This window comes from Agarivorans sp. 1_MG-2023, from assembly GCF_030548385.1.
Taxonomy (GTDB): Bacteria; Pseudomonadota; Gammaproteobacteria; order Enterobacterales; family Celerinatantimonadaceae; genus Agarivorans.
In genome coordinates this window covers 1-22,386 of sequence record NZ_JAUOSJ010000013.1, presented here as the reverse complement: position 1 = coordinate 22,386, position 22,386 = coordinate 1, and the positions used below count along the sequence as shown (strand labels likewise).

The window sequence follows — 22,386 nt, the reverse complement described above, 5'->3', positions numbered from 1 at the left end:
GGTCTAACTCTGTGTAGTTGCTGAGCGGCCTGTAAAGCTATGCAAGTGAAGTAGGGTGAAGATGTAAGGCTAGGCTTACCATTTTTTCTTAGGTTGGAATAATACATCCAATTCGTCAGTTTCTTTTTCGGCTAAGTTTTCAGCTTCTTGTTTACTATCAGACTTCAGTTTGTCACTCATTTCTTGATTCATGCGGCGCATATCTTGTAGCTTTTGCTCTAAGTAGGCATCACGGTCAGAGATGTTACTCAGTGCAGAAATGCCTTTGTTGAGTAACTGGCGAGCCGTACCCCATTGGCGAAGCGCTTGGGCTTCGATGGCACGTTTTAAGGCGTTTTCAATATTCACCTTAAGTTGCATTAACTCTAAACGGCGGTCTTCTAATACAAATACTTGGGTGTTTAAACGGCCTTTAGCGTGTTCTGAACGTACCACGGCACGTATTTTTTTTACGATTTGCAGCATCTGCAAGGCGTCTTTGTCGGTATCTGGAGCACGAAATGCGCTGTCGCTTATTTCACCCGCATTTTTAATTTGACTCAGTTGCCCCTGGGTGGCGCGAATTCGGTTGTTTAGGCCTTTTACACTGGGGTCGGTGTTTTTAATTTGATTAAGCGCTTCTAACATACGTTTATGTAAAAGCTCTACCAGTTCTTTACTGTAGGGAAGAATAGAGGAGTGCAGTAACAGTTCTTCAGTCTCGTTAATAATGGCCTTTTGTTTGGCGATTGCTAAACGACGTTCTGTTTCTTGTTTTTGTTTAAATTGTTGCACCATGTTGTATCCGATAACCAGAAACAACAATGCGCCAACGCCAAGCAATACTAAGGTAAATACCATAATCTAACCGAAAAATTTCCTATTTACTGGGCTATGGGAGATACAAGCTAAAACGACTACCACCTAAGAAGCTGCCATTTTCGATATGTATTCTACCTTCCTTGCCCGAATTTATATGTGCTTTAGCGATCAATTTCGCGAAAAACAAACCTAAACCACTACGATTATTAACAAAATCTAGTTGAGACGCTACTTTTGCATTTGCTAGGTCAATAATGCTTTGCGGAAAACCGTCGCCATCATCATCTACTTGTATACATAAATAGTTATCGGCTTGTTTTGCAGATATTTTAATTTGTTTTTTAGAATAGCGCAGCGCGTTAATTACTACATCACTTAACAGATACTCAATTAGGGTGACATCGAAGTACCAGCTTAAAGATTCATCCACCTCAATATCAATTTTCATTTGGGTTTGTTCAATGAAGCTTTTGTTTTTGTAATACACATCGTTGAGTAAATCTTCTAGATAATTCTCTTCAATGGTCATGGGTAATTGTTTTTTTTCAAAGCGATATAGCGCGAGAAGCTGCATCAAACTGCCATTTAAACGAGACACCTCGTAATGCAAGCGAGATAACTCTTCGCTATCTTCACGGCCATTCTGCTTAGAACGAAGTGCGATTGCTTCAGTTGATTGGGTCAACATGCCTAAAGAGTTTTTCATATCGTGAACGGCGGTAGCCAAAACCGAAGAAAAATCGAGCTTGTCGTTAAGTGGCATGATGTATCCTTTTTTACGCTTAATTGCAGTGTAACTGAAGCTAAGCTTTCTCGCAAAATCAACTACTTCCAAAAGCTGAATGGTCTAAATAAGTCACCAGTGTAATATATCTGCAATGGCTTTTTGCTAGATGTATTTTGCCAATTATAGCAAGTGGACTAGCGATGCGAAGCCAATCTGAATTTCCAGAGATGGAACAGCTTTTAGCCTTACTTAATAAACACCAAGACAAAGTCACGGTAAAACAGCTTTGCCAAGTTGAATGTAAAACCGACAGCTTTCCGGTACATCTGATCTCACTCGGTAATGCGAGCCAAGACAAACCTGCTATTTGTTTTGTTGGTGGGGTCCATGGAGTAGAACGCATTGGTAGCCAAGTTGTGCTGTCTTTTATGGATAGTTTGTTAAGCCGTTTGGATTGGGACAAACAACTACAGTTGTTGTTAGAGGCGTGTTGTCTGGTTTTCATTCCCATCGTAAACCCGAGCGGAATGGTGTTACAGCGAAGAGCTAATGGTAATGGGGTAGACCTAATGCGTAACTCACCGAGTTATGCGAAAGGTAAGGCGACGTTTATGGTGGGAGGCCAGCGAATTAGTCGACGGTTACCTTGGTATCAGGGGAATAAAAACGGCGTTATGGAAACAGAAAGCCAAGCCATTTATGACTTTGCCGAACAACACCTTTTTGGCAGGCCATTTAGTTTAGTGTTGGATTGCCACAGTGGTTTTGGTCACCAAGATCGAATTTGGTTTCCCTATGCAAAGTCTGCCACCACGGCTATTGAAGATATTGGTTCTGTATATCGTTTACGCCAGGTATTTTTTGAGAGCTTTCCCCATCAAAACTACTTATTTGAGCCTCAAACCAAACATTACGTCTGCAATGGTGATCTCTGGGATTATTGTTACGAGCAATCATTAAAACGACCAGGCATCTTCATCCCACTAACCTTGGAAATGGGATCTTGGCGTTGGTTAAAGAAAAACCCCTTACAAGTGTTTAGTAGTTTAGGTTTGTACCATCCAATGAAACCACATCGCGTTCAGCGTGTTTTAAGGCGACACCTGGTGCTAATGGAGTTTTTAATTAACGCCAGCTACTCTTGGCGCGTACTTCATCAAACTGAGCCGCTAAAACGTGCTACAAAATTGGCTAAGGACAAATGGTTTAATGACAAATAAAAATCGGGAGCCTCGCCCAATCGTGCTTATTCGAGGCTTGGTTCGCGAGCAACGCCATTGGGGATTTTTCAAAACAGTTCTTCAGCAGACTTTGCCTGAGCGAAAGATTTTAAGCTTTGATATTCCCGGAAATGGTTCGCTTGCAAACCTTAGAAGTCCGTCAAGTATTGCCGAGTTGCGACAATCTTTGAGGATTCAACTAAAACTAAGTCCGCTTGAAATAAACAAGGTTGATTTAGTCGCGATTTCTTTGGGGGGAATGTTGGCAGTAGATTGGGCAGATAGATACCCACAAGAAATACACTCGATAACATTAATCAATTCTTCAAACGCAGCGTTTTCGCCGTTTTATCAGCGTTTAAGATGGCAGTCATACCTAAAAGTGTGGGGTATTTTATTTGCTAAAACAGATAGACAACGACAGCAGCGAATAATGAACGTAACAAGCCAGTTTCCAGCCTTACATGGCGATGTTGTGGAAAACTGGCTAGCATGGTCAAAGGAACATGTTGTAACAAAGACAAATGCCTTTAGTCAGTTAAAAGCAGCGATGTTGTTTAAATTAGCCATTAAACCAGTGGTGCCTGTTTTGGTGTTAAGTAGTCAGCAAGATCAGTTGGTTAGTGCGGAATGTAGTGTGCAGCTCGCCAAGCATTGGGCCTGCACACATAAGCAACATACAAGCGCCGGGCATGACTTACCGTTAGACGCACCCGATTGGACTGCAAAACAAATACAAGCGTGGTTAGAAAGCTTGACCTCAGATTAGACCTCATCTAAGACTAAAATTGGTAGAGTAGAAGGATGTGACATATGAAGCTATGGATAACACTATTAGTACTTTTTAGCCCACTTTTATATGCTAACCAGTTAGCCCTAGAGGTAGTAGAAGGCGCTTATCCAAAACTTACGCTTAGATTGGAAAAAGTAACAGAGTTAACTCAACATCTCGCCAATACGCAAAGCTCAGGCTTTGAGCCTGAACTAAAAGACCATATACAAGTTGTCCTTCCCACTAGCTCTAGCTGTATCAACAAAACGCTTGCACCTTTAAAAGGTCGCTTGGTCATTGTTGAGTTAGCTTGGACAGCAACCCTTGGAAAGCAGCTTGCTTTGATTAGCCAAAACAAACCTTGGCAACAAGCAAATTTGTTGGTTTTGTTCCCTAGTAGTGACGATCAATGTCGCCAACAAGTATTACAGTTAGCTTTTCCTGATTTACTAAGTTTCAATCAACATTGGGGCAGGGTAGAGCGAAAAGAAAGTGGTAGTGTTCAAGCTATCAGCTTTTTTGCGGCGCACGCCACTACTAAGGGTTATGTGTTCAAACTTGTTGCCCCAAACCCACAACGAGCTCAACAATACTGGCTAAAGCATTACGCTGAGTAAGGTTAAACTGTGTGGTTTCACTAAAGTGTCATATTGCGCAGGAAACACTGTGTTTCAATAAGCTACCTTATTTAGTCTCGGATTTGCTGTTGAACCACACTGTACATCAAGAACCCACAGCTAAACTCAAAAAGCTAAAACGTTACCAATATGAACGCTACGCAGTGTTGTGCCGACTTGCTTATCCCTCTGCGATGGAAGGCATGGTTGAGCAATTAGACAAATACGTTTATCAAGATGTGTTTGACCGCTGGGGACGTTCTACCACACGCGTATTATGGAAGGAAAACAAAGACGAAGTGATTGTGGTTTTTCGCGGCTCAATGAACATTTTTGATTGGTTAGTTAACTTGGCATTTATACCTAAAAAGTATGTGGCAGAAGGCTATCAATATCATGTGCACTGGGGCTATTTGCAGCTGCTCGAACAGTTAAGTTGTGACCCACACCGTAGCAAACACCAGCTGACCGTTTACCAGCGGCTAGAGTCGATACTGTTACCCTTAATGGCACAGGGGAAACGCATATCACTTACTGGGCATTCCTCTGGTGGGTGCATGGCTGTGTTAGTGGCAGATCGTTTAGAGAGGAAGTATCCCAAAAAAGTTAAACGGGTGGTTACTTTTGGTCAACCAGCAACGGGATTGTGGAATTTTAAAAAGCATTACACGCTACACCGAAAAACCTATCGAATCTGTTGTGACTTGGATGTAGTGACTTTTTTGCCGCCAGTGCCATTTATGTATTGGCACGTAGGTCGAATGCTTTGGTTACATGACGAGAAAATTTACGAGAACACGCCAACCTGGTATCGCTTATCTAAATCGATAGTGAGTTGGTTACTGCTTCCTTTTACTTACCATTACATGCGCAAGTATATTCGTAACAAAGACTACTTTGACGAACATTAAGGTTGAACAATTGGGTTGGCACTACGATAGGACTGCACAGCGCGCATTCCTTTCTTGTTTACGCTCACTACTTCAGTTCTTGGCCAACGGCCACACAGTAAAGTGATTTCCTGTTCATTTTCCTTGTAATAAACGTAACGTTGGCCTTTACCCAACATGCAACAAACGGGTTGCTCGTCTAAATAGCTAATATGAACAAAACCGTCGTCAGAACTTACGCTAGGGCACCAATCTTTAGTGGTTCCACCATGATGATTTGGCTGTTTGGCTTTAAGTACGGTGAGTACATCAACAGTGTTGGCGGGGTGGGTAGAAAACCAATTAAGGTAATCAGACACACTGAGCTCTTTGTCGTAAAACTTCGCTAAGGTCACTTTCTGCATTTGCAATATGGCTAGGATCATAACCAGCAGCACAATAATGAATGGAAAAAGAATTCGATAGAGCAAAGTTCGAAGCATTATTTCTGCCGTAAGTTTAGGAATCGCCGACGATTCTACCAAAAATGTGATGTATGTCTAATTATTATTCGCGTATCTATCAGTGCCACTATATAAGTAAGGGAAATAGCTTATAGGAAAAGAGAATTTGTAAGGGGCTTAGCAAGGGTTAGGATAAGCTTAACTGGAGAGATGCTATGTTACGTAAGTTATTGTTATTAATTGTTGTGATAAGTTTGGTTGCTGCGTGGTTTAGCGCTGATCTTACCCGAGCCATTTTTGAAGCTAGCGCGTTTGTTGCGGTTATTGCTATGTTGCTTTGCTCATTCTCGGTTAAGCGAAATAAACAATCTCGTTAAGCCTATTTTCAACCTACCAAAGTGTTCAAGCTATTTTTAATAGTAAGCCAGTATTATTAGTAATGAGGCGCTGGCGATACTAATCCAAAGACTTACTCCCAATAATAAGGGTTTGATTCCAGCACTTTGCATATTCTTTGCGGTTAACCCGTAGCCGATTAAAAACAAACACACACCCAATAATTGTTTAGATATGCTAAACAAGCCTTGATATAAGCTATCAAACATAGGCACGTAGTTGCTCACCAGCATGGCGAGTATGTAAAAAACGATGAAGTAGGGGAAAGAGAATTTTCCATCTTTCTCTTTAAAATAGACCGCGCTTAATAGGGCTACCGGAATGATCCATAACGCTCGCGCTAGCTTAACGGTGGTTGCCACCGTTAGCGCTTCGTCGCCATAAGCTGCGGCAGCTCCAACAACTGAAGATGTATCGTGAATAGCAATGGCTGCCCAATAGCCAAATTGGCTTTGGCTTAAATCAAATAGGTGGCCCAGCACTGGAAAAAGAAATAAGCCACAAGCGTTAAGAATAAACACCGTAGCAAGCGCCAATGAGATTTGTTTGCTGCTGGCTTTTATCGCCGGCGAGACTGCAGCAATTGCGCTACCACCGCATATAGCAGTACCTACAGAGATCAGATAGCCGGTTTTTCTTTCAATACCGAGTAGCTTGGTGACTACAGTGCCTAACACTAAGGTAAACAGGATAGAACCTACAATAAGGCCAAATCCATTTTGGGTGTATTCTATGGCTTGGTCGATGGAAATGCCGAAACCTAAACCTACCACCGAGATGGCTAATAAACGTTTAGTTGCTGCGCCAATATTAATTGCTTTAGGCGTAAATCCAAAACTCGCTAAACAGGCACCTATAACTAAGGCAGCAGGGCCATTAACCCAAGGACTTAACACCAATAGGGCAATGGCGATACATAGTAGGTCTGCGGCTTGAAATTGTTTAAGGTTTATCTGCATATCGCCCCCATCGAATAGAGTTTTATTGTAGAGCCTTGGCGCTTCTGAGGGTAGAGTAAGTTTTGATTGATGAAAATCGACTAAAGATAAATATATTATTGTTTTTATTGGTATATTCTATTGCTTATCAATAATATTGATTAAATTAATCAATATTATTCAGTGTCTAGTTTTATCTCGTTATCGGTAAAAAAGCTCTTCTTCGATTTGTGGGCGCATTAACTCAGTAACCCTTTTCCCTTCGCTAATGGCTTCTTCCGCTCGATGGAAATCCATGATGCCGATATCTCCAAGTTTAGGCGAAAGTAGAATATCTGGTGGATCGCCAGCCATACGAGTACGGGTTAATCGTTCTTGCATGATGTTTATTGAAGTAGACATTACCCCAATCATTCCCGGAGAGCGGTTGCTGTTTTGTTGCTTTAAATTGCTTAGCATGGAATTGAGGTAGTCTTTGCCGCCGCCTAATAAACGCCAAAATGGCTGATTACTGGGGTTTTCATTGTGGCTAAGGGTCTCGTTTAAGTCGTCATCGAGTAGTGCAATCCGTGATTTATCGTTGTTTAGGTTTACCGCAATAACTACATCCGCTCCCATAGCTCGGCATAAAGAAACAGGCACTGGATTAACCACTGCTCCATCAACCAACCATTGGTCGTTTAATCGATAAGGCGCCATTAACCCGGGCATAGCACAAGATGAACGTACGGCGTCTCGCACGCTGCCTTTTTGTAGCCAAATCTCCTTACCAGATTCTAACTCTGTGGCTACCGCTCCAAAGGGAATATCTAGCTGCTCTATGCTGTCGCTTCCAATGTATTGTTCGGCGGCATTAAACACTTTCTCACCAGTGAGTAATCCGCCTCTATACAACGAGAAATCCATTAAGTTAAATACTTGCCAGCTAGATAGGCTTAAGGCCCAATCGGTAAGCTTATCGACTCGATGACAGGCATAAGCTGCACCCACTAATGCGCCAATGGAACAACCGGATACAATATGAGGTTGTATGCCCATTTCGCGCAAAGCCAAAATGACGCCTAAATGCGACCAGCCCCTAGCAGCGCCACTGCCTAGGGCTAGCCCTATAACTGGGTCCTTTTTATTCGACATCCTTTATCTCTCTGTGAATCCAAGTATTTACCGAGCAAGTGTTGCTGATATTAGCGGTGACTGCAACGGCGCAAGCAACAGATTCACGTTAAAGTAATCAGCTTACTTTAACTGCGGTACCAATAGCGCTAGTGCTGGTTTCTTAATACTTCGCTTTGAATAAACTGTTGGTAGTCCTCTTGGCACACGGCGTTTTCTGCTTTTACTGTTGCCATTCCAATGGTAAACCCTAGTAGGGCGTAAGCAACACACCAGATAAGTTGTTTGCGTTCTTGTCTTCTTCTCATTAGGTTCCCCAAACTGTTTTAGCAATGTTGTAGTGCGGCATTTGCAAGCACTTCATTTTATTGAGTGCGGTACTGGTTTGCTGTTGATCTAAATAACCAAGGTCTAAAGCGTTAGCTGCTAACAATTCGTTGAATACCTTATAGCCAAACCACTGGCGCCTTAAGTGTGCGAGTTCTCGAGAAGCTATAACAATGAGGTGTAAGCTAAATATTCCTGCTTGCGCCTCGTTCATGTGACTGGTTGCTACACTGTGTTTTCCCCATTCGTTGCGGGTAATGCTTTTCATTAACATAGCACTTAGGTAAGGATCTACATCTAAGTGTTGTAACTGTTTTTGTAGCGCGCGTTTACTGCGTAATGATTTTAATAGTTCTAGCATGATTGAATCCTATATACAGTCGTTGAGTGTGCTCAGTACTTGTTCAGCGTACCTGTCGCTGTCTAAAGACTGCATCCAACCAAATCGTCGACCAATTTCGGTGAAGGTGATGCGCTTAAGGTCTTCATCGCTACCTAGTTCGGTATGACTCAGTTCATCCCAAGTGCTTAAGTGCACTAAGGCTGCTTGTTCGTAGCTTATTTCCAGGTTCATTAATTCTTGAGGAGTATATCCACTGTCAAACGCGTCGTTAGATACCTTCTGTTGCAGATAAATGACCGAAGCAGCGCAAGCGGTTTGTTGTTCGTAACGTTGATAAGTGGTTTCAGTTAGTTCGCTAGCTAGGGAATGAGGGGCGATAAAAGCCGTTAGCCCGAATATTACGCCGAGAAAACCTTTGCCAAATTGTATTGTCATCGTGTCACCTTATTAGATACTTATTTGTATGGTGACGTCCGGTGTCTGATGAATCCTATTTAGGAGAGAGTATATTGATTCACCTAGTGTTTAGAAATATCGATAAATGACTTATAGATATGTCACTTTCCGTATAACTTACGGTATGTCTGAGGTCAATACCGCTCTTCCAGTAAGCTCCAGCGTGAAAGAGTAAAGCCTCTGTGAGTTTGCAATAAGGCTTTCTTTAACAATGGCTTGAAGCGATGAGTTTCACAAAATTCATTGAATGCATTGGATTGAGGAATTTAACTTAACGCACCGATTTAACATTTAGATTAGAATTATTCTACAGTTGAAGAATAACCAAACGATTATGACCATTAAGAACAAAGTTGGCCGACCCAAAGGGGATAGCCAAGCTCGAGAACAGCTGCTGTTGGCAGCCACAGAATTGTTCGTGAGCCTTGATTACGACAAAGTGTCAATTCGCATGATAGCGAACAAGGCAGAAGTGGATGCGGCTTTAATACGCTACTACTTTGGATCTAAAGCTCAGTTGTTTGGAGAAATGCTTAACAGTGTGGCAAAACCAGTTTTTGCTACTTTGGATAAAGCCAGTCGTGATTTTGATGCCGATGACTTAGGGCGTTTGATGCGCAGTTACTACCAAACAATGGTAGAAAACCCGTATTTTCCTAAGCTTATATTTAAGCTGAGCAACACCCCTAAAGAACATGAAAGTGCTCAGCAACTGCAACATATGATCGATAATATGGGTCGCTTTAAAAGCAAACATTTATTCGACCAGTTATTAAGCAACAATGTGTTACTAGACGACGTTGACACAGAGCTAGCTCAGCTAAGTTTTTTAAGTTTAATGGTATTTCCATTTTTGATACCAGAACGCTTATTACAAGCCAATCAAATCGCATTATCTAAAGCTAAGTTTTTGAAATTAGCAGACCACAATATTCAATTGCTACAACGTGGCTTATTTAAACACAAAGGAACCGATTCATGAGCATCACTAAACCTTGGCTAATTATACCTGGCGTAGCAATAGGCATAATTGTGCTGGTGTTAGCTATCACCAGTAAAGAAGTGGTGCCGTTAAACACTGAGCATCAATCAACTCGCTTAGTGGAAGTAACAACACTAACTAAAGTTGATGCCGCACCCATGGCGATTGCTTTTGGTCAGGTTGAACCTAAAACCAATTGGGAAGCTGTTGCTGAGGTGAGTGGCAATTTGGTGTTTCGTCATCCACAACTAGAAGAAGGGCGGTTTCTTAAACAAGGGACATTGTTGTTAAAAATAGATCCCTTGGAATACACCTTAAAAATGACTCAGGCGGAAGCAAATTTAAACGCTAGCAAAACCCAAATCACCCGCTTAGTTCAGGAAGAAACCAATCTAAAAACCAGTTTATCGATAGAGCGACAGCGGGCGTTATTGGTGGAAGAAGAGTACTTACGAAAACAAAAACTTAAAACACAAAACCTTATTTCAAGCTCTGAGTTAGAGAATGAAAAACAAAATGTACTGATACAAAATAAAGTTATTCAAGAGTTAGAAAATGCACTGCAGTTAGTACCTGATGATCGCCGTGTATTAGAAGCGCAATTAGCTGTAGAGCAAGCCAAATATGAAGACGCCAAACGGCAACTAAGTAAAACCGAAATTGTATTGCCTTTTGATGCCAAAATAGCGGAAGTTAATATTGAAAACGAGCAGGTAGTTAACTTGCAATCGGTCATGGTAGTGGCGCAAAAACTCGACACAATGGTCGCCGATGTACAGTTGTCTTTGGGCGATATGCGCCAGCTGATCGCTAGCGTTCAACACTATCAGAACACAGCGGGTTTACCTTCCATTGACGACTTAAATTTTGATGCATCTATTAGCTTGGTGGCTTCAGGCATTGAATACAAATGGCCAGCAAAAGTCGCTAGAGTTGCCGAATCGGTCAATGTAGCTCAAGCCACTGTTGGCATGTTTCTAGAGGTTGAGCAAAATCTCGCGGCGATGGATCTTGCTCAACAGATCCCCTTAACCAAAGGCATGTATGTGCAAGCGAAAATACAAGGCTATCCTCAATCTCATTTTGTGGTGCCAGAGCGAGCTTTACATGGCACCAATATCTATTTAATGGATGAACAGAAGAACCTGCAAATACTGCCCATTAATGTGTTGTTTAGAAGTGAGCAGGGCGTTGCGATTAGTGGTGAGTTGCATGAGGGGCAAATACTCATTCTTAATGATTTAATTCCTGCTGTAAATGGCATGACCTTGCGTACCAAGGAGCAGGGCGATGCTTAATTTCTTTATTCGGCATCCAACCCTTGCCAATTTGTGCATGATCACCTTTTTGCTGCTGGGGTTAAGCAGCTTAGGAACCTTAAAACGTGAAACATTTCCGGAGTTTACTAACCCCTTTATTATTGCAACGGTGGTTTACCCTGGCGCGTCGCCAAGCGAAGTGGAAGAAAGCTTATGTATGCGCATGGAAGATGCTGTAGACGGCTTGTCTAATATTGAAGAAACACGCTGTGAGGCTGTTGAAGGCTTAGGTTCGCTAATCGTTAAGTTAGACGGAGACGCAGATGTTGGTCGCATGTTGGTGGATATACAAACCGAAATAAACGCCATTAAAGACTTTCCAGAGCAAATTGAACCGCCAGTAGTAAAAGAAATGGATTGGGCTGAGCCGGTAGTGGATATCGCTATTAGTGCGCCAGCTAGTTGGCCCGATTTAAAAGCCTATGCTGAAGAATTGAAACACATTCTAAAAGTAGATTACGACGTGGCCATGGTGAGTGTGAGTGGCTTTTCTGATCACCAGTTACGGGTGGAATTAGACCAAACAGCGCTACGGCGACTGAACTTAAGTGTTAACGATATTGCTAGCACTATTAGCCAGCAGAATATCAATTTGCCGGCTGGCACCATTGAATTAAACGAAAAGAATTTGTTGATCCGTTTTGATCAGCGAAAGCGAGACCCAATTGCATTAGCAAAAACCGTTGTCGCCTCAGACAGCAATGGCAGCGTGGTGTATTTAGGCGATGTCGCAAATATTAGTGATCGCTTTGAGCTAGATGAAGAAAAAATACTGTTTAACGACTTGCCCTCTGCGATGCTCAAAATCAGTAAAAACAAAGCCGACGATGCCTTGCGAATAAAAGATTCGGTTCAACGTTTTGTTGATGACCAGCGTCTGGTTGCGCCAAACGGGGTAAGCCTAACCTTAACCAATGATATGTCGTCACTGTTGAGCGACCGTTTAAACATGATGCTTAAAAACGGCTGGCAGGGCATCATTTTGGTGTTTTTGAGCATGTGGCTATTCTTTTCGCTGCGATATTCGTTTTGGATAGCCGCCGGTCTGCCCGTTGCATTTATGGGGGGCATGTTCTTAATGTCGGTGTTCGGCTTATCGATCAACATTATGACCTTAGTCGGTTTACTAATGGCCATTGGCATTATGATGGATGACGCGATTGTGATCGCTGAGTCGATTGCTGCGCATTTAGAGCGGGGAATGAGTGCTGACGAAGCGGTAGTTAAGGGGGTTAAAAAAGCGGCACCAGGGGTTATTTCATCCTTCTTTACTACCATTTTTGTGCTGGGTAGTTTGATGTGGCTAGATGGCCAAATGGGCGCAGTGTTAAGCGTAGTGCCAATGGCATTGCTGTTAGTGCTGTGTATTAGCTTGGTAGAGGCATTTCTCATTTTGCCAAACCACCTGCGCCACACTTTGCAACATCAAGGCATTGAAAAGCCAAAGTCTGGCTTTAAAGCCAAGTTCCTCAATATGTTTGAAGATTTTCGCCTTAACAAATTAGTGCCGGCTGTAACCTTTGTGGTTAAGTGGCGCTATGTTTCTGTGGGTGCGGTATTCGGCTTATTGCTGCTATCGTTTTCGTTGGTGGTAAGCGGTTTACTAAAGTTTACCGCGTTCCCTGAACTTGATGGCGATATTGCTGAAGCAAGAATCATTCTCCCACCCGGTTCAAGCTTATCGCAAACCGAAACCTTAGTTGCTGAAATTGTGACTGCTGCCCGTCAAGTTGGCGAACAATTTACCGAACAAAATAACGAGCCGCAGCGTTTAATTCACGACATTACCGCTCAATACAATTACAACGCTGATGCCGGAGAATCTGGTCCGCATGTGGCAACTGTTCGGTTAGATATTTTATCAGCAGAAGTGCGCAATACTTATATCGAAGAGTTCATTAGTGCCTGGCGTGAACAAGTTGGTGAGCAAGCTTTACCGTTAGCGTTGGCGTTTACACAACCTACCATGGGGCCAGCGGGACGAGCTGTTGAAGTGAGGCTGCAGCATTCAGATTTAGACACCTTAAAAACTGCCTCGGTAGAGTTGCAAGCCTATTTGAGCCAGTTTAAAGGGGTGAATAGCATCCTTGATGACATGCGACCCGGTAAAGAAGAGGTGGTAATTTCGTTACGTGGTGGCGCTGAATCTTTTAATGTAAACGGACAGATGGTGGCTGAACAACTGAGAGCGTCTTATCAAGGAGCGATTGCGGATGAATTTCAACTTGGCCCTGAAAACATTCAAATCGATGTACGTTTAGATAAGTCGCAATCCGGTAGTTTACAAGCCTTGGCTAATTTCCCGGTAGTGCTTAGCGACGGAAAACAAGTGCCTCTATCTTCAATTGCCAACTTAGAATATCAACGATCGTTTGTCCGCATTCAGCGTATAGACGGCTTACGCACGGTAACTGTGATGGCTGATGTTGATACTCGAGTTGCTAATACCAACGAAGTGATGCAACTGGTGCAAAAAAGTTTTCTCCCGGAGCTAATCGCTAAAATACCTGGCTTAAGAGTTGATTTTGAAGGGGAGGCTAAAGAGAGCGCTAAAGTGGGGTCGTCTTTGGGTAAGAGCTTCACAATTGGCATTTTTGGTGTTTTTGCCATTTTGAGTTTCCAATTTAGAAGCTACCTTGAACCCGTGATTGTATTAACCGTTATTCCCATGGCGTTAATAGGTGTGTTGTGGGGACACTTTTTGTTAGGACACAGTCTAAGTATGCCGTCTATTCTAGGCTTTATTTCATTGGCTGGGATTGTGACGAATGACTCCATATTGCTGGTGCAATATATTCGGCACCATTTAGATGAAGGAGACGATGTTTATCAAGCGGTGGTGAACGCCAGTAAAGAACGCTTCAGAGCGGTATTTTTAACCTCACTTACCACTGCAGCAGGTTTACTGCCGTTGTTGTTAGAGACCAGTTTACAAGCACAAGTGGTGCAGCCTATTGTGGTGTCTATTGTGTTTGGAATTGTAGCGTCTACGATGATGGTATTGTTTATTATCCCGGCGGCCTACGCTATTTTGGCCGATTGGAACTTAGTGCATAAACATAAAAGCTTACATTAGTTATATGTCCAAGCCTCTTGCCTATTTGAGCATGAGGCTTGGTCGATTTACGAAATTAGCCAGTAGAGGTGTTTGCTGAGGCTAAGTCGTAACACTGATAAGCAATTCCTCTAATGGCCACATCTCGCCTAAAGGCTTTTTTAGAGGCCTGACGATAGCTGGTGATTGATACTGTATCTGCGGTTGGATATTGTGGGCGTACCGATTTTACATATTCATCGCGAGCTTCATGTCCTTTTGAATCATGATGGCTAGTGTAATAAACACTGCCAAGCGCGGTGCATTGAGAGATATCTCGGTCGTCTTCCAATAGCGTTACACCATGGTAAGTAGTGGGAGTGTTAGAACAGCCAGTTAAAACAATCAGGCTAGCGGAAACGATAAGCATTAATTTATTCATGTGTTACCTCAATTTAGTTTATGTGCACTCTCCTTGTTGGTTATTTGTTCAATTGTAATGGCAACTTTTTGTTTTAGATATATCGCTAACAGACTCATAGAGTTGTCGCTGCCCGAGTTAATCAGCCCTTAGCCAACACATTTTCCAATTTCAAATATAGAGGGCTGGATATATATCCAGTGTTTAAGGTAAGCTTACGCTATCTAAAGTTAGGAGTCTTTGCAGTGATCGCTACCATTAAAGGTATCTTAGAAGAAAAAGTCCCACCTTTTGTATTGATAGATGTAGCCGGAGTAGGCTACGAAATACAACTTCCTATGAATTGCTTTTACCAATTGCCCGAACTGGGTGAGTCGGTGCGGTTATTAACGCATTTTATTGTGCGAGAAGATGCCCAACTGCTTTATGGCTTTCATGATAAAGCCTCGCGCTCGTTATTCCGCGAGCTGATAAAAGTAAACGGTATTGGGCCGAAAGTGGCCTTGGCCATTTTGTCTGGTTTAAGTTGCGAGCAGTTTGTATTCGCGGTTAAACACGAAGACTTATCAAGTTTGGTAAAAGTGCCTGGCATTGGTAAAAAAACTGCCGAACGTTTGTTAGTTGAAATGAAAGACCGTTTGAAGAACTGGAATGCCGAACTACCGGCAACACCATTAAGCGACAGTTTATCTAGTCATGGTGACTTACCCTTAGTGGCTACGGTTGATCCTAAAGAAGAAGCCGTTGCAGCGCTTGAGTCGCTGGGTTATAAAGGCATTCAAGCAGAAAAACTGGTTAAGCAAGTTTATTCAAACGGCATGAGCAGTGAAGAGTTGATCCGCGAAGCACTAAAAGCGGCTTTGTGAACAAAGGTAGAGTAGATGATTGAAGCAGATCGCTTAGTTTCAGCCACGCCGGTGATTGAAGAAGAAACTGTAGACCGCGCGATTAGACCCAAAAAGCTGGATGATTACACAGGCCAGCAAGCGGTAGTTGAACAATTAGAAATATTTATTGAAGCAGCTAGGCGCAGAGATGACGCGCTCGATCATTTGTTAATTTTTGGTCCTCCGGGTCTAGGCAAAACCACCTTAGCCAATATTGTGGCTAACGAGCTTGATGTGAATATTAAAACCACCTCTGGCCCTGTATTAGAGAAAGCCGGTGACTTGGCAGCTTTGCTCACTAATCTTGAACCTGGCGATGTATTGTTTATTGATGAAATTCATCGACTTAGCGCAGTAGTTGAAGAAGTGCTGTACCCAGCGATGGAAGATTACCAGCTGGACATTATGATTGGCGAAGGCCCAGCGGCCCGCTCGATTAAACTCGATTTGCCCCCATTTACGTTGATTGGCGCTACCACGCGCGCAGGCATGTTAACGTCACCCTTGCGGGACCGCTTTGGTATTGTGCAACGCTTGGAGTTTTATAAAACCGACGACTTGGCCGAGATTGTTAAACGAAGTGCGCATTATCTAAATTTAGAGCTTGATGCTGAAGGGGCGTGGGAAGTTGCTAGGCGTTCAAGAGGAACCCCGCGTATCGCTAACCGTTTACTGCGACGTGTTCGTGATTTTGCTGACGTAAAATTTGATGGCAAAGTAACGCAAGAAGTAGCTGCTAAGGCGCTAGATTTACTGAGCGTAGACAGTGCTGGTTTCGACTACATGGACACTAAGCTACTCAAAGCGATAACGGAAACTTTTGCAGGTGGTCCCGTTGGCTTAGACAACCTTGCTGCAGCCATTGGTGAAGATAAAGAAACCATTGAAGATGTACTCGAACCGTTTCTTATTCAGCAAGGCTATTTACAACGTACCCCACGTGGTCGCATTGCTAGCGATAAAGCCTATTTACACTTGGGTTTTGATATACCTAAGCGTTAAAAATGCTGTCGTTTAGTCACGACAGTGTGGTTTAAAAATCGGCTTAAAGTGTTTAGTTTTAAGCCGTTACCCCGGTTTTCTCACGCAATTCTCTAAATTAAGTGGTTTGAGTCTTAACCTTATGCACTTGCCTGTGTATAGTATTTTCTAATTGAAATACTAGGGTAGGTGTAATGTCGGTTTTAGCTGTTCGGGTTTATTACGAAGATACTGATGCGGGAGGCGTTGTTTATCATGCTAACCATATCAAGTACTTTGAACGAGCGCGTACAGAATGGCTACGAGAGCTCGGCTACGATCAAGATACCTTGATGGAACAAGATCTTTGTTTTGTTGTTCGTTCTCTTACTATCGACTACAAGCTTCCTGCTCGATTTAACCAAATGCTCAACGTAACAACGCGAATTGATACGATGAAACGAGCAAGTATGGTATTCGAACAAACAATCACAAATGCTGCACAACAAGTCATTGCCCACGGAATGGTTACCGTGGCTTGTGTCACATTGTCATCAATGAAGGCCACGGCCATTCCTGAAACACTTAAAGAGGATTTACTCGGTGCACTCTGATATGTCATTTATCGGCTTGTTTTGGCAGGCGAGCCTATTAGTTAAGTTTGTAATGTTATTGTTGGTGAGTATGTCTATTTACTCGTGGGCGATGATAATTAATCGTAATCGAGTACTTAAGGCTGCAAAATCGTCTAGTGATAGTTTTGAACAGAAATTTTGGTCTGGTGTAGATCTCAACAAACTGTATCAAGAAAGCAACGCGCGTGCTGATCATTTACAAGGAATGGAACAAATCTTCCATTCAGGCTTTAGAGAATATGTACGATTACATAAAACCAGCGGCAGAAGTGCTGACGCGGTTATGGACGGTACTTACCGAAGTATGCGGGTATCTTTGTCTCGCGAAGTTGAGTCCTTAGAAAACCAACTGCCGATGCTAGCAACAATTGGTTCAATTAGCCCATATATCGGTTTGTTTGGTACCGTGTGGGGCATTATGAACGCTTTTATCGCCTTAGGCGAAGTTCAACAAGCCAGTTTGAATATGGTTGCACCAGGCATTGCCGAAGCGCTTATCGCAACGGCTATGGGCCTATTTGCTGCTATTCCTGCGGTTATTGCCTTTAACCGTTTTTCGACCGGGGTGGCTAAACTAGAAAATGGTTATGCCAACTTTATGGAAGAGTTTTCCAGTATTTTACATCGTCAAACGCACACTGGCGCTAACTAGTAAGGGGCGAGAGTGAACCATTATCAACGTCCTAAAAGACGCTTAGTTGCCGAGATTAATGTGGTGCCCTATATCGATGTGATGTTGGTGCTGCTGATCATATTTATGGTAACGGCTCCGCTCATTACCCAAGGGGTAAAAGTGGATTTGCCTCAGGCTAGCGCAGAAGCGATGCCCGAAGACAGTAAACCACCGTTGGTTGCTACCGTAGATGAAAGTGGTCAGTACTTTTTAGACACTGGCGATAACAGTGACTCTGCTAAGCAATCGGTGTCTGGAGACGATCTACAAGCTTTAGTGATTGCGCATCTGCAGTTAGACCCTGATTTGCCTGTGGTAGTGCGTGGTGACAAAAATGTTCGCTATGAACAAATTATTAACTTAATGGTATTGCTGCAAAGTGCAGGTGTACCTTCTGTGGGTTTAATGACCCAACCCGACAATAATTAGAATAGGAATAGCATTGAAGTCGCCATTTAGCCTATCGGTTATTATTTCAATTGTGCTGCATGCCGGGTTGTTTATCGCTTTGGTATGGTCGGTAGATTTTGAGCGGGTGAAGCTAGAGCCAACACCGAGTGCACCTATTATTAACGCAACGGCTGTAGACATTAATCAAGTGACTCAGCAAGTTGAACGTTTAAAGAATCAGCAACAAGCCAAGGTAGATAAAGAAAAACAACGTATTGCCAAGGCCGAGAAAGACGCCGAGCAAGCGCGTAAAAAGCGCTTAGCTGAAGAAAAGCGAATTAAGCAACTGGAGTTGGAAAAACGCCAGCAGGAAAACGCTAAGAAAAAAGCGGACGAACAAGCCCGCCGAGCCAAAGAAAAACAAAAACTAGAGCAGCAAAAGGCAGCTAAAGCCGAGGCTGAACGAGTTAAGAAAGAAGAACAGCGCAAAGTAGCAGAAGCTGCCGCCGTGGCTGCAGAAGCCGAGCGAGTGCGTAAAGTGGAACAGCAAAAGAAAGCTGAAGAAGCGGCACGTAAAGCAGAAGAAACTCGCAAACGTAAAGAAGAAGAGGCGAGAGTTGCTTCTGAGAAGGCGGCTAAAGCTGAAGCTGAACGTAAACGCCAAGCTGAAATCGCTCGCCAGGAAGCTGAGTTTGAGCGTCAAATGCAGTCGGAAATGGCTGTAGAAGCAAATGCCAGACATCAACGCCAAGTACTTGGTGAGGTAGATAAGTACCGCGCGTTAATTATGTCTACTATTCAACGTAACTGGTTGATTGAACCAAGTATGTTAGGTAGACAGTGCCAGATCCAACTCACTTTGGCCTCTAGCGGTTTTGTTACCAGTATCGGTGATGGTAAAGGTGATAGAGCAGTGTGTGAATCCGCTCGTCGAGCGATTAAAAAAGCGGTGTCGTTACCCGTTTCTAAAGACCCAGATGTATTTGCGAAAATGAAAAATATTACTTTAACCTTAAAACCGGAATAGCTGTGATGATGAAAAAATTCTTAGTGAGTGTGAGCTTAGTGTTCGCATTTATGAATGTTGCTCAAGCTAACCTAGAAATTGTAATCACGGAAGGTGTAGACAGCGCTCGCCCTGTTGGGGTAGTGCCGTTTGTATGGCAAGGACATGGAGACGTCCCTCTAGATTTAGCGAAAGTAGTCGCGGATGACTTACGCCGCTCAGGCAAGTTCAACCCTGTTGCCATTAGTGATATGCCGCAAACCCCACAATCAATAGAACAAATTGATTATGAAGCGTGGGCAGCATTAGGCGTAGAAGCGGTACTGACCGGAAAAGTAGAAGCGCTAGAGGCGGGTAAGTTCAAAGTGAGTTACACCTTGGTAGATGTATTACGAGGGCAAGTAACCGCGGGTAATAAACAAGAGCTAAAAGATGGCCAGTTAGTGACTAGCCAAGATCATATTTTGCTCGACCGTTTCAAAAGTGTTGCACGCGCTCAGTTGCGCCAAATGTCGCATCTGATCTCTGATGGTGCTTATCAGTCATTGACTGGTGAGCGGGGTGCATTTCTCACTCGTATCGCTTACGTAGTGGTGAACAATGAAGCGACCTACCCATATCAATTACGCATTGCTGATTATGACGGTCACAATGAAAAAACCTTATTGCGCTCTCAAGAACCGCTTATGTCACCGTCTTGGTCACCAGACGGCCGTCAACTGGCCTACGTAAGCTTTGAGAACCGTACTGCAGAGATTTACGTTCAAGATATCTATACGTCACAACGCACCAAACTCACATCTTTTAGCGGTATTAATGGGGCGCCAGAATGGTCACCAGACGGTTCCAAAATCGCCTTGGTATTATCAAAAGATGGCCAACCAGATATTTACGTGATTGAAGTTGCCAGTAAAAAGTTAAAACGTATCACTAAAAACCGTCGAATCGATACTGAGCCTACCTGGTTGCCAAGTGGCAACGATTTACTGTTTTCTTCGGAACGTGGCGGTAAACCACAAATTTACAAAGTTAACTTAGACACTAACAAAATCAACCGCGTTACCTGGGAAGGTGAAATGAACTTAGGTGGCTCGGTAACACCTGACGGTTCAGCACTGGTGATGGTGAGTCGTGTTAACGGCCAATATCGCATTGCTCGCCAAGATTTTGATACGGGTTATGTACAAGTATTAACGCGCACTCAATTAGATGAGTCGCCAACAATTGCACCGAACGGAAGCATGATTATGTACAGCACAGTGGCCGGCGGCCGCCAAGTGTTGGCATTGGTGTCCATGGACGGAAGATTTAAAGCAACTTTACCAGCTAAAGAGGGCAGTGTACGCGCTCCAGCTTGGTCTCCTTTTTTAAACTAGAAAAAACTATGTGATTACAAGGAATCCATAATGCAATTCGAAAGAGTAGTAAAAACAATATTTTTAGGTTTAGCCTTTGCGGGTTTAGCAGCGTGTAGCTCAAACAACACTAGCGATAGTGATGTGAGCGAAACAGATAAAGCCGGTGGAGAAACCGTTATTATCGAAGATACCACTACTGATGAAACAGCTGGCGGCGTAGAAGTTGGTTCAGTTGATCCAGTGTTGAGTGCTGAAGAAGAAGAGCGCCAAAAGGCTGCTGAATTACGTCAAAGCCAAGTGGTTTACTTTGAGTTTGACCGTTCAGACATCGGCGGTGAATACGCCGAAATTCTTGAAGCTCACGCTAGCTACTTACGTGATAACCCATCGGTATCAGTGCTAATTGAAGGCCATACCGATGAAAAAGGCACGCCAGAGTACAACATCGCGTTGGGCGAACGCCGTGGTAAAGCCGTTTCAAAATATTTGCAAAGTTTGGGTGTGTTAGCATCGCAGATCTCAATCGTAAGTTACGGCGAAGAGAAGCCTGTAGATAATTCTCATACCGAAGCAGCTATGGCTAAGAATCGTCGTGCTGTGTTAGTTTATTAATACGCTTAATCGTGTAGAGTAATTTATGAAACTTAATATGATTACGGCTACTTCTGTAGCCGTTTTATTTTCCGCTAGTATTTATGCCGCCGCCCCTGTAGAGGAAGCCGGTAGCTCGTCAAAAGCTGTAGCTGTTACGTCAACCGCGTCTAGCTTAAGTTTAGAGCAACGCATTGAGCGCTTAGAGCGTATGTTGCAAGCGCGTAATCAAGTTCAACTCGACTTACAAAATCAAGTAGAAGATATGTCTAACAGCATGTCTACCTTAGTGGGGCAGCTAGAGCAGAGTAATTATCAAATTGAACAAATGATTGAGCGCCAACGCGAAATCTATCAAGAAATGGATCGCAGATTCGCGCAAGTACAAAGTTCGCCTGTGACCGCAAAATCAACCACCGATTCTGCTGCGCCAACCGCTGCCGGTGAAGACCAAGCTTACGACGCCGCTGTAGCTTTGGTTATGCAAGATAAAGATTACGACGCCGCCATACCGGCTTTTCAAGGCTTTATTGCTGACTACCCTAAATCCAATTATGCACCTAACGCGCATTATTGGTTAGGCCAGCTACAATATACACGTGGACAACGTGATGCGGCTTCAGAACAGTTTAATAAAGTTGTTAACGATTATCCGCAATCTAATAAGGTTGCTGAGTCATTGTTAAAATTGGGTATCATTGCACAATTTCAAAATAACAATGAAGAGGCAAAAAGCTTGTTTGCTCGCGTCGTAAAAGAGCATCCAAATTCTGCAGCAGCAGGATTGGCACAGAATCGCTTAGCGCAGTTTTAACGCGCTTTTAAGCGAATAAAGTTCAGCAAATTCAAAATTCTGTACAAACATGAAGCTGGTTGCTTAATTGCTGAACGCTTAGAAAAAAAGATTCAAAATACTATTGCACAACAGTCTTAAATCCGTATCATAGGCCGCCGTTGAGTCGGGGCAATTGCAGAGGCAATTTTGAGCCGGATTTAACTGAAGTTCAGAGCGGGTTGTTAGCTCAGTTGGTAGAGCAGTTGACTTTTAATCAATTGGTCGAAGGTTCAAATCCTTCACAACCCACCA

General features: G+C 43.2%; 26 protein-coding genes and 1 tRNA gene. 18 read left to right on the top strand and 9 right to left on the bottom strand.

Going from position 1 to position 22,386, the window contains the following annotated elements:
* Positions 1–75: 75 nt before the first annotated feature.
* Together Q4592_RS17225 and Q4592_RS17220 are read right to left on the bottom strand one after the other, a co-directional pair.
* On the bottom strand, positions 76–840 hold the full coding sequence (locus tag Q4592_RS17225; protein ID WP_137674505.1) for a DNA repair protein: 765 nt from the start codon (positions 838–840) through the stop codon (positions 76–78).
* A 31-nt stretch (positions 841–871) separates the two neighbouring features.
* Complete coding sequence (locus Q4592_RS17220; RefSeq protein ID WP_137674506.1) at positions 872–1,564, bottom strand: sensor histidine kinase KdpD; 693 nt, start codon at positions 1,562–1,564, stop codon at positions 872–874.
* A 164-nt stretch (positions 1,565–1,728) separates the two neighbouring features.
* On the opposite strand from Q4592_RS17220, the gene Q4592_RS17215 reads away from it, so the two are divergent.
* The 4 genes from Q4592_RS17215 (at position 1,729) to Q4592_RS17200 (ending at position 5,048) form a co-directional block, all read left to right on the top strand.
* Positions 1,729–2,748, top strand: a complete 1,020-nt coding sequence (locus tag Q4592_RS17215) for a DUF2817 domain-containing protein (protein WP_303515441.1) — start codon at positions 1,729–1,731, stop codon at positions 2,746–2,748.
* Positions 2,738–3,517: an alpha/beta fold hydrolase gene (locus tag Q4592_RS17210; protein WP_303515440.1), complete on the top strand. Its 780-nt coding sequence runs from the start codon at positions 2,738–2,740 to the stop codon at positions 3,515–3,517. The genes Q4592_RS17215 and Q4592_RS17210 overlap by 11 nt, the downstream gene beginning before the upstream one ends.
* Before the next feature lie 44 nt (positions 3,518–3,561).
* A complete protein-coding gene (locus tag Q4592_RS17205; RefSeq protein WP_303515438.1) occupies positions 3,562–4,137 on the top strand; it encodes a hypothetical protein in 576 nt (191 codons plus the stop codon).
* A gap of 89 nt (positions 4,138–4,226) precedes the next feature.
* A complete protein-coding gene (locus tag Q4592_RS17200) occupies positions 4,227–5,048 on the top strand; it encodes an Mbeg1-like protein (RefSeq protein WP_303515435.1) in 822 nt (273 codons plus the stop codon).
* Here the strand turns inward: Q4592_RS17200 and Q4592_RS17195 are convergent.
* Positions 5,045–5,509, bottom strand: a complete 465-nt coding sequence (locus Q4592_RS17195) for a hypothetical protein (protein WP_303515432.1) — start codon at positions 5,507–5,509, stop codon at positions 5,045–5,047. The genes Q4592_RS17200 and Q4592_RS17195 overlap by 4 nt on opposite strands.
* Before the next feature lie 176 nt (positions 5,510–5,685).
* On the opposite strand from Q4592_RS17195, the gene Q4592_RS17190 reads away from it, so the two are divergent.
* Positions 5,686–5,847: a hypothetical protein gene (locus Q4592_RS17190; RefSeq protein ID WP_303515430.1), complete on the top strand. Its 162-nt coding sequence runs from the start codon at positions 5,686–5,688 to the stop codon at positions 5,845–5,847.
* 36 nt (positions 5,848–5,883) lie between these two features.
* Here the strand turns inward: Q4592_RS17190 and Q4592_RS17185 are convergent, their stop codons facing one another.
* The 5 genes from Q4592_RS17185 to Q4592_RS17165 all read right to left on the bottom strand — a co-directional run bounded on the left by Q4592_RS17185 (position 5,884) and on the right by Q4592_RS17165 (position 9,022).
* A complete protein-coding gene (locus Q4592_RS17185) occupies positions 5,884–6,825 on the bottom strand; it encodes a YeiH family protein (RefSeq protein WP_303515429.1) in 942 nt (313 codons plus the stop codon).
* Positions 6,826–7,005: 180 nt separating this feature from the next.
* Positions 7,006–7,938 (bottom strand): patatin-like phospholipase RssA, encoded by a 933-nt coding sequence (gene rssA, locus Q4592_RS17180; RefSeq protein WP_303515426.1) that lies wholly within the window; start codon positions 7,936–7,938, stop codon positions 7,006–7,008.
* Between the two features lie 128 nt (positions 7,939–8,066).
* Complete coding sequence (locus Q4592_RS17175; protein ID WP_303515424.1) at positions 8,067–8,225, bottom strand: hypothetical protein; 159 nt, start codon at positions 8,223–8,225, stop codon at positions 8,067–8,069.
* On the bottom strand, positions 8,225–8,605 hold the full coding sequence (locus Q4592_RS17170; protein WP_303515421.1) for a hypothetical protein: 381 nt from the start codon (positions 8,603–8,605) through the stop codon (positions 8,225–8,227). Before Q4592_RS17170 ends, Q4592_RS17175 begins: the two co-directional genes overlap by 1 nt.
* 9 nt (positions 8,606–8,614) lie before the next feature.
* Entirely contained in the window at positions 8,615–9,022 is a 408-nt protein-coding gene (locus tag Q4592_RS17165) for a hypothetical protein (RefSeq protein ID WP_303515420.1), read from the bottom strand.
* Between the two features lie 355 nt (positions 9,023–9,377).
* Here Q4592_RS17165 and Q4592_RS17160 point away from each other — a divergent pair, with 355 nt between their 5' ends.
* Genes Q4592_RS17160 through Q4592_RS17150 form a run of 3 tightly spaced genes read left to right on the top strand, consistent with a single transcriptional unit; the run spans position 9,378 to position 14,420 of the window.
* The gene (locus Q4592_RS17160) at positions 9,378–10,025 is read left to right on the top strand and encodes a TetR/AcrR family transcriptional regulator (protein ID WP_303515417.1); all 648 of its coding nucleotides are present in this window, start codon (positions 9,378–9,380) and stop codon (positions 10,023–10,025) included.
* On the top strand, positions 10,022–11,323 hold the full coding sequence (locus tag Q4592_RS17155) for an efflux RND transporter periplasmic adaptor subunit (RefSeq protein WP_303515416.1): 1,302 nt from the start codon (positions 10,022–10,024) through the stop codon (positions 11,321–11,323). Before Q4592_RS17160 ends, Q4592_RS17155 begins: the two co-directional genes overlap by 4 nt.
* Positions 11,316–14,420 (top strand): efflux RND transporter permease subunit, encoded by a 3,105-nt coding sequence (locus Q4592_RS17150; RefSeq protein WP_303515414.1) that lies wholly within the window; start codon positions 11,316–11,318, stop codon positions 14,418–14,420. The genes Q4592_RS17155 and Q4592_RS17150 overlap by 8 nt, the downstream gene beginning before the upstream one ends.
* Positions 14,421–14,475: 55 nt before the next feature.
* Here Q4592_RS17150 and Q4592_RS17145 read toward each other — a convergent pair whose 3' ends face one another.
* Positions 14,476–14,820, bottom strand: coding sequence for a hypothetical protein (locus Q4592_RS17145; protein WP_303515413.1), 345 nt, complete (start codon positions 14,818–14,820; stop codon positions 14,476–14,478).
* A gap of 224 nt (positions 14,821–15,044) precedes the next feature.
* Here Q4592_RS17145 and ruvA point away from each other — a divergent pair, with 224 nt between their 5' ends.
* The 10 genes from ruvA (at position 15,045) to Q4592_RS17095 (ending at position 22,386) form a co-directional block, all read left to right on the top strand.
* A complete protein-coding gene (gene ruvA, locus Q4592_RS17140) occupies positions 15,045–15,665 on the top strand; it encodes a Holliday junction branch migration protein RuvA (RefSeq protein ID WP_303515412.1) in 621 nt (206 codons plus the stop codon).
* 15 nt (positions 15,666–15,680) lie between these two features.
* On the top strand, positions 15,681–16,688 hold the full coding sequence (gene ruvB, locus Q4592_RS17135) for a Holliday junction branch migration DNA helicase RuvB (RefSeq protein WP_303515411.1): 1,008 nt from the start codon (positions 15,681–15,683) through the stop codon (positions 16,686–16,688).
* A gap of 173 nt (positions 16,689–16,861) precedes the next feature.
* On the top strand, positions 16,862–17,260 hold the full coding sequence (gene ybgC / locus Q4592_RS17130) for a tol-pal system-associated acyl-CoA thioesterase (protein WP_137674522.1): 399 nt from the start codon (positions 16,862–16,864) through the stop codon (positions 17,258–17,260).
* On the top strand, positions 17,250–17,933 hold the full coding sequence (tolQ, locus tag Q4592_RS17125; protein WP_137674523.1) for a protein TolQ: 684 nt from the start codon (positions 17,250–17,252) through the stop codon (positions 17,931–17,933). Before ybgC ends, tolQ begins: the two co-directional genes overlap by 11 nt.
* A gap of 12 nt (positions 17,934–17,945) precedes the next feature.
* A complete protein-coding gene (tolR, locus tag Q4592_RS17120; RefSeq protein WP_137674524.1) occupies positions 17,946–18,383 on the top strand; it encodes a protein TolR in 438 nt (145 codons plus the stop codon).
* 13 nt (positions 18,384–18,396) lie between these two features.
* The gene (gene tolA, locus Q4592_RS17115) at positions 18,397–19,371 is read left to right on the top strand and encodes a cell envelope integrity protein TolA (protein ID WP_161985194.1); all 975 of its coding nucleotides are present in this window, start codon (positions 18,397–18,399) and stop codon (positions 19,369–19,371) included.
* 8 nt (positions 19,372–19,379) lie between these two features.
* The gene (gene tolB / locus Q4592_RS17110; protein ID WP_303515662.1) at positions 19,380–20,726 is read left to right on the top strand and encodes a Tol-Pal system beta propeller repeat protein TolB; all 1,347 of its coding nucleotides are present in this window, start codon (positions 19,380–19,382) and stop codon (positions 20,724–20,726) included.
* 30 nt (positions 20,727–20,756) lie between these two features.
* Complete coding sequence (gene pal, locus Q4592_RS17105; protein ID WP_303515406.1) at positions 20,757–21,320, top strand: peptidoglycan-associated lipoprotein Pal; 564 nt, start codon at positions 20,757–20,759, stop codon at positions 21,318–21,320.
* Positions 21,321–21,345: 25 nt separating this feature from the next.
* Positions 21,346–22,113: a tol-pal system protein YbgF gene (gene ybgF, locus Q4592_RS17100; RefSeq protein WP_303515403.1), complete on the top strand. Its 768-nt coding sequence runs from the start codon at positions 21,346–21,348 to the stop codon at positions 22,111–22,113.
* 197 nt (positions 22,114–22,310) lie between these two features.
* Positions 22,311–22,386 (top strand) — tRNA-Lys (locus Q4592_RS17095).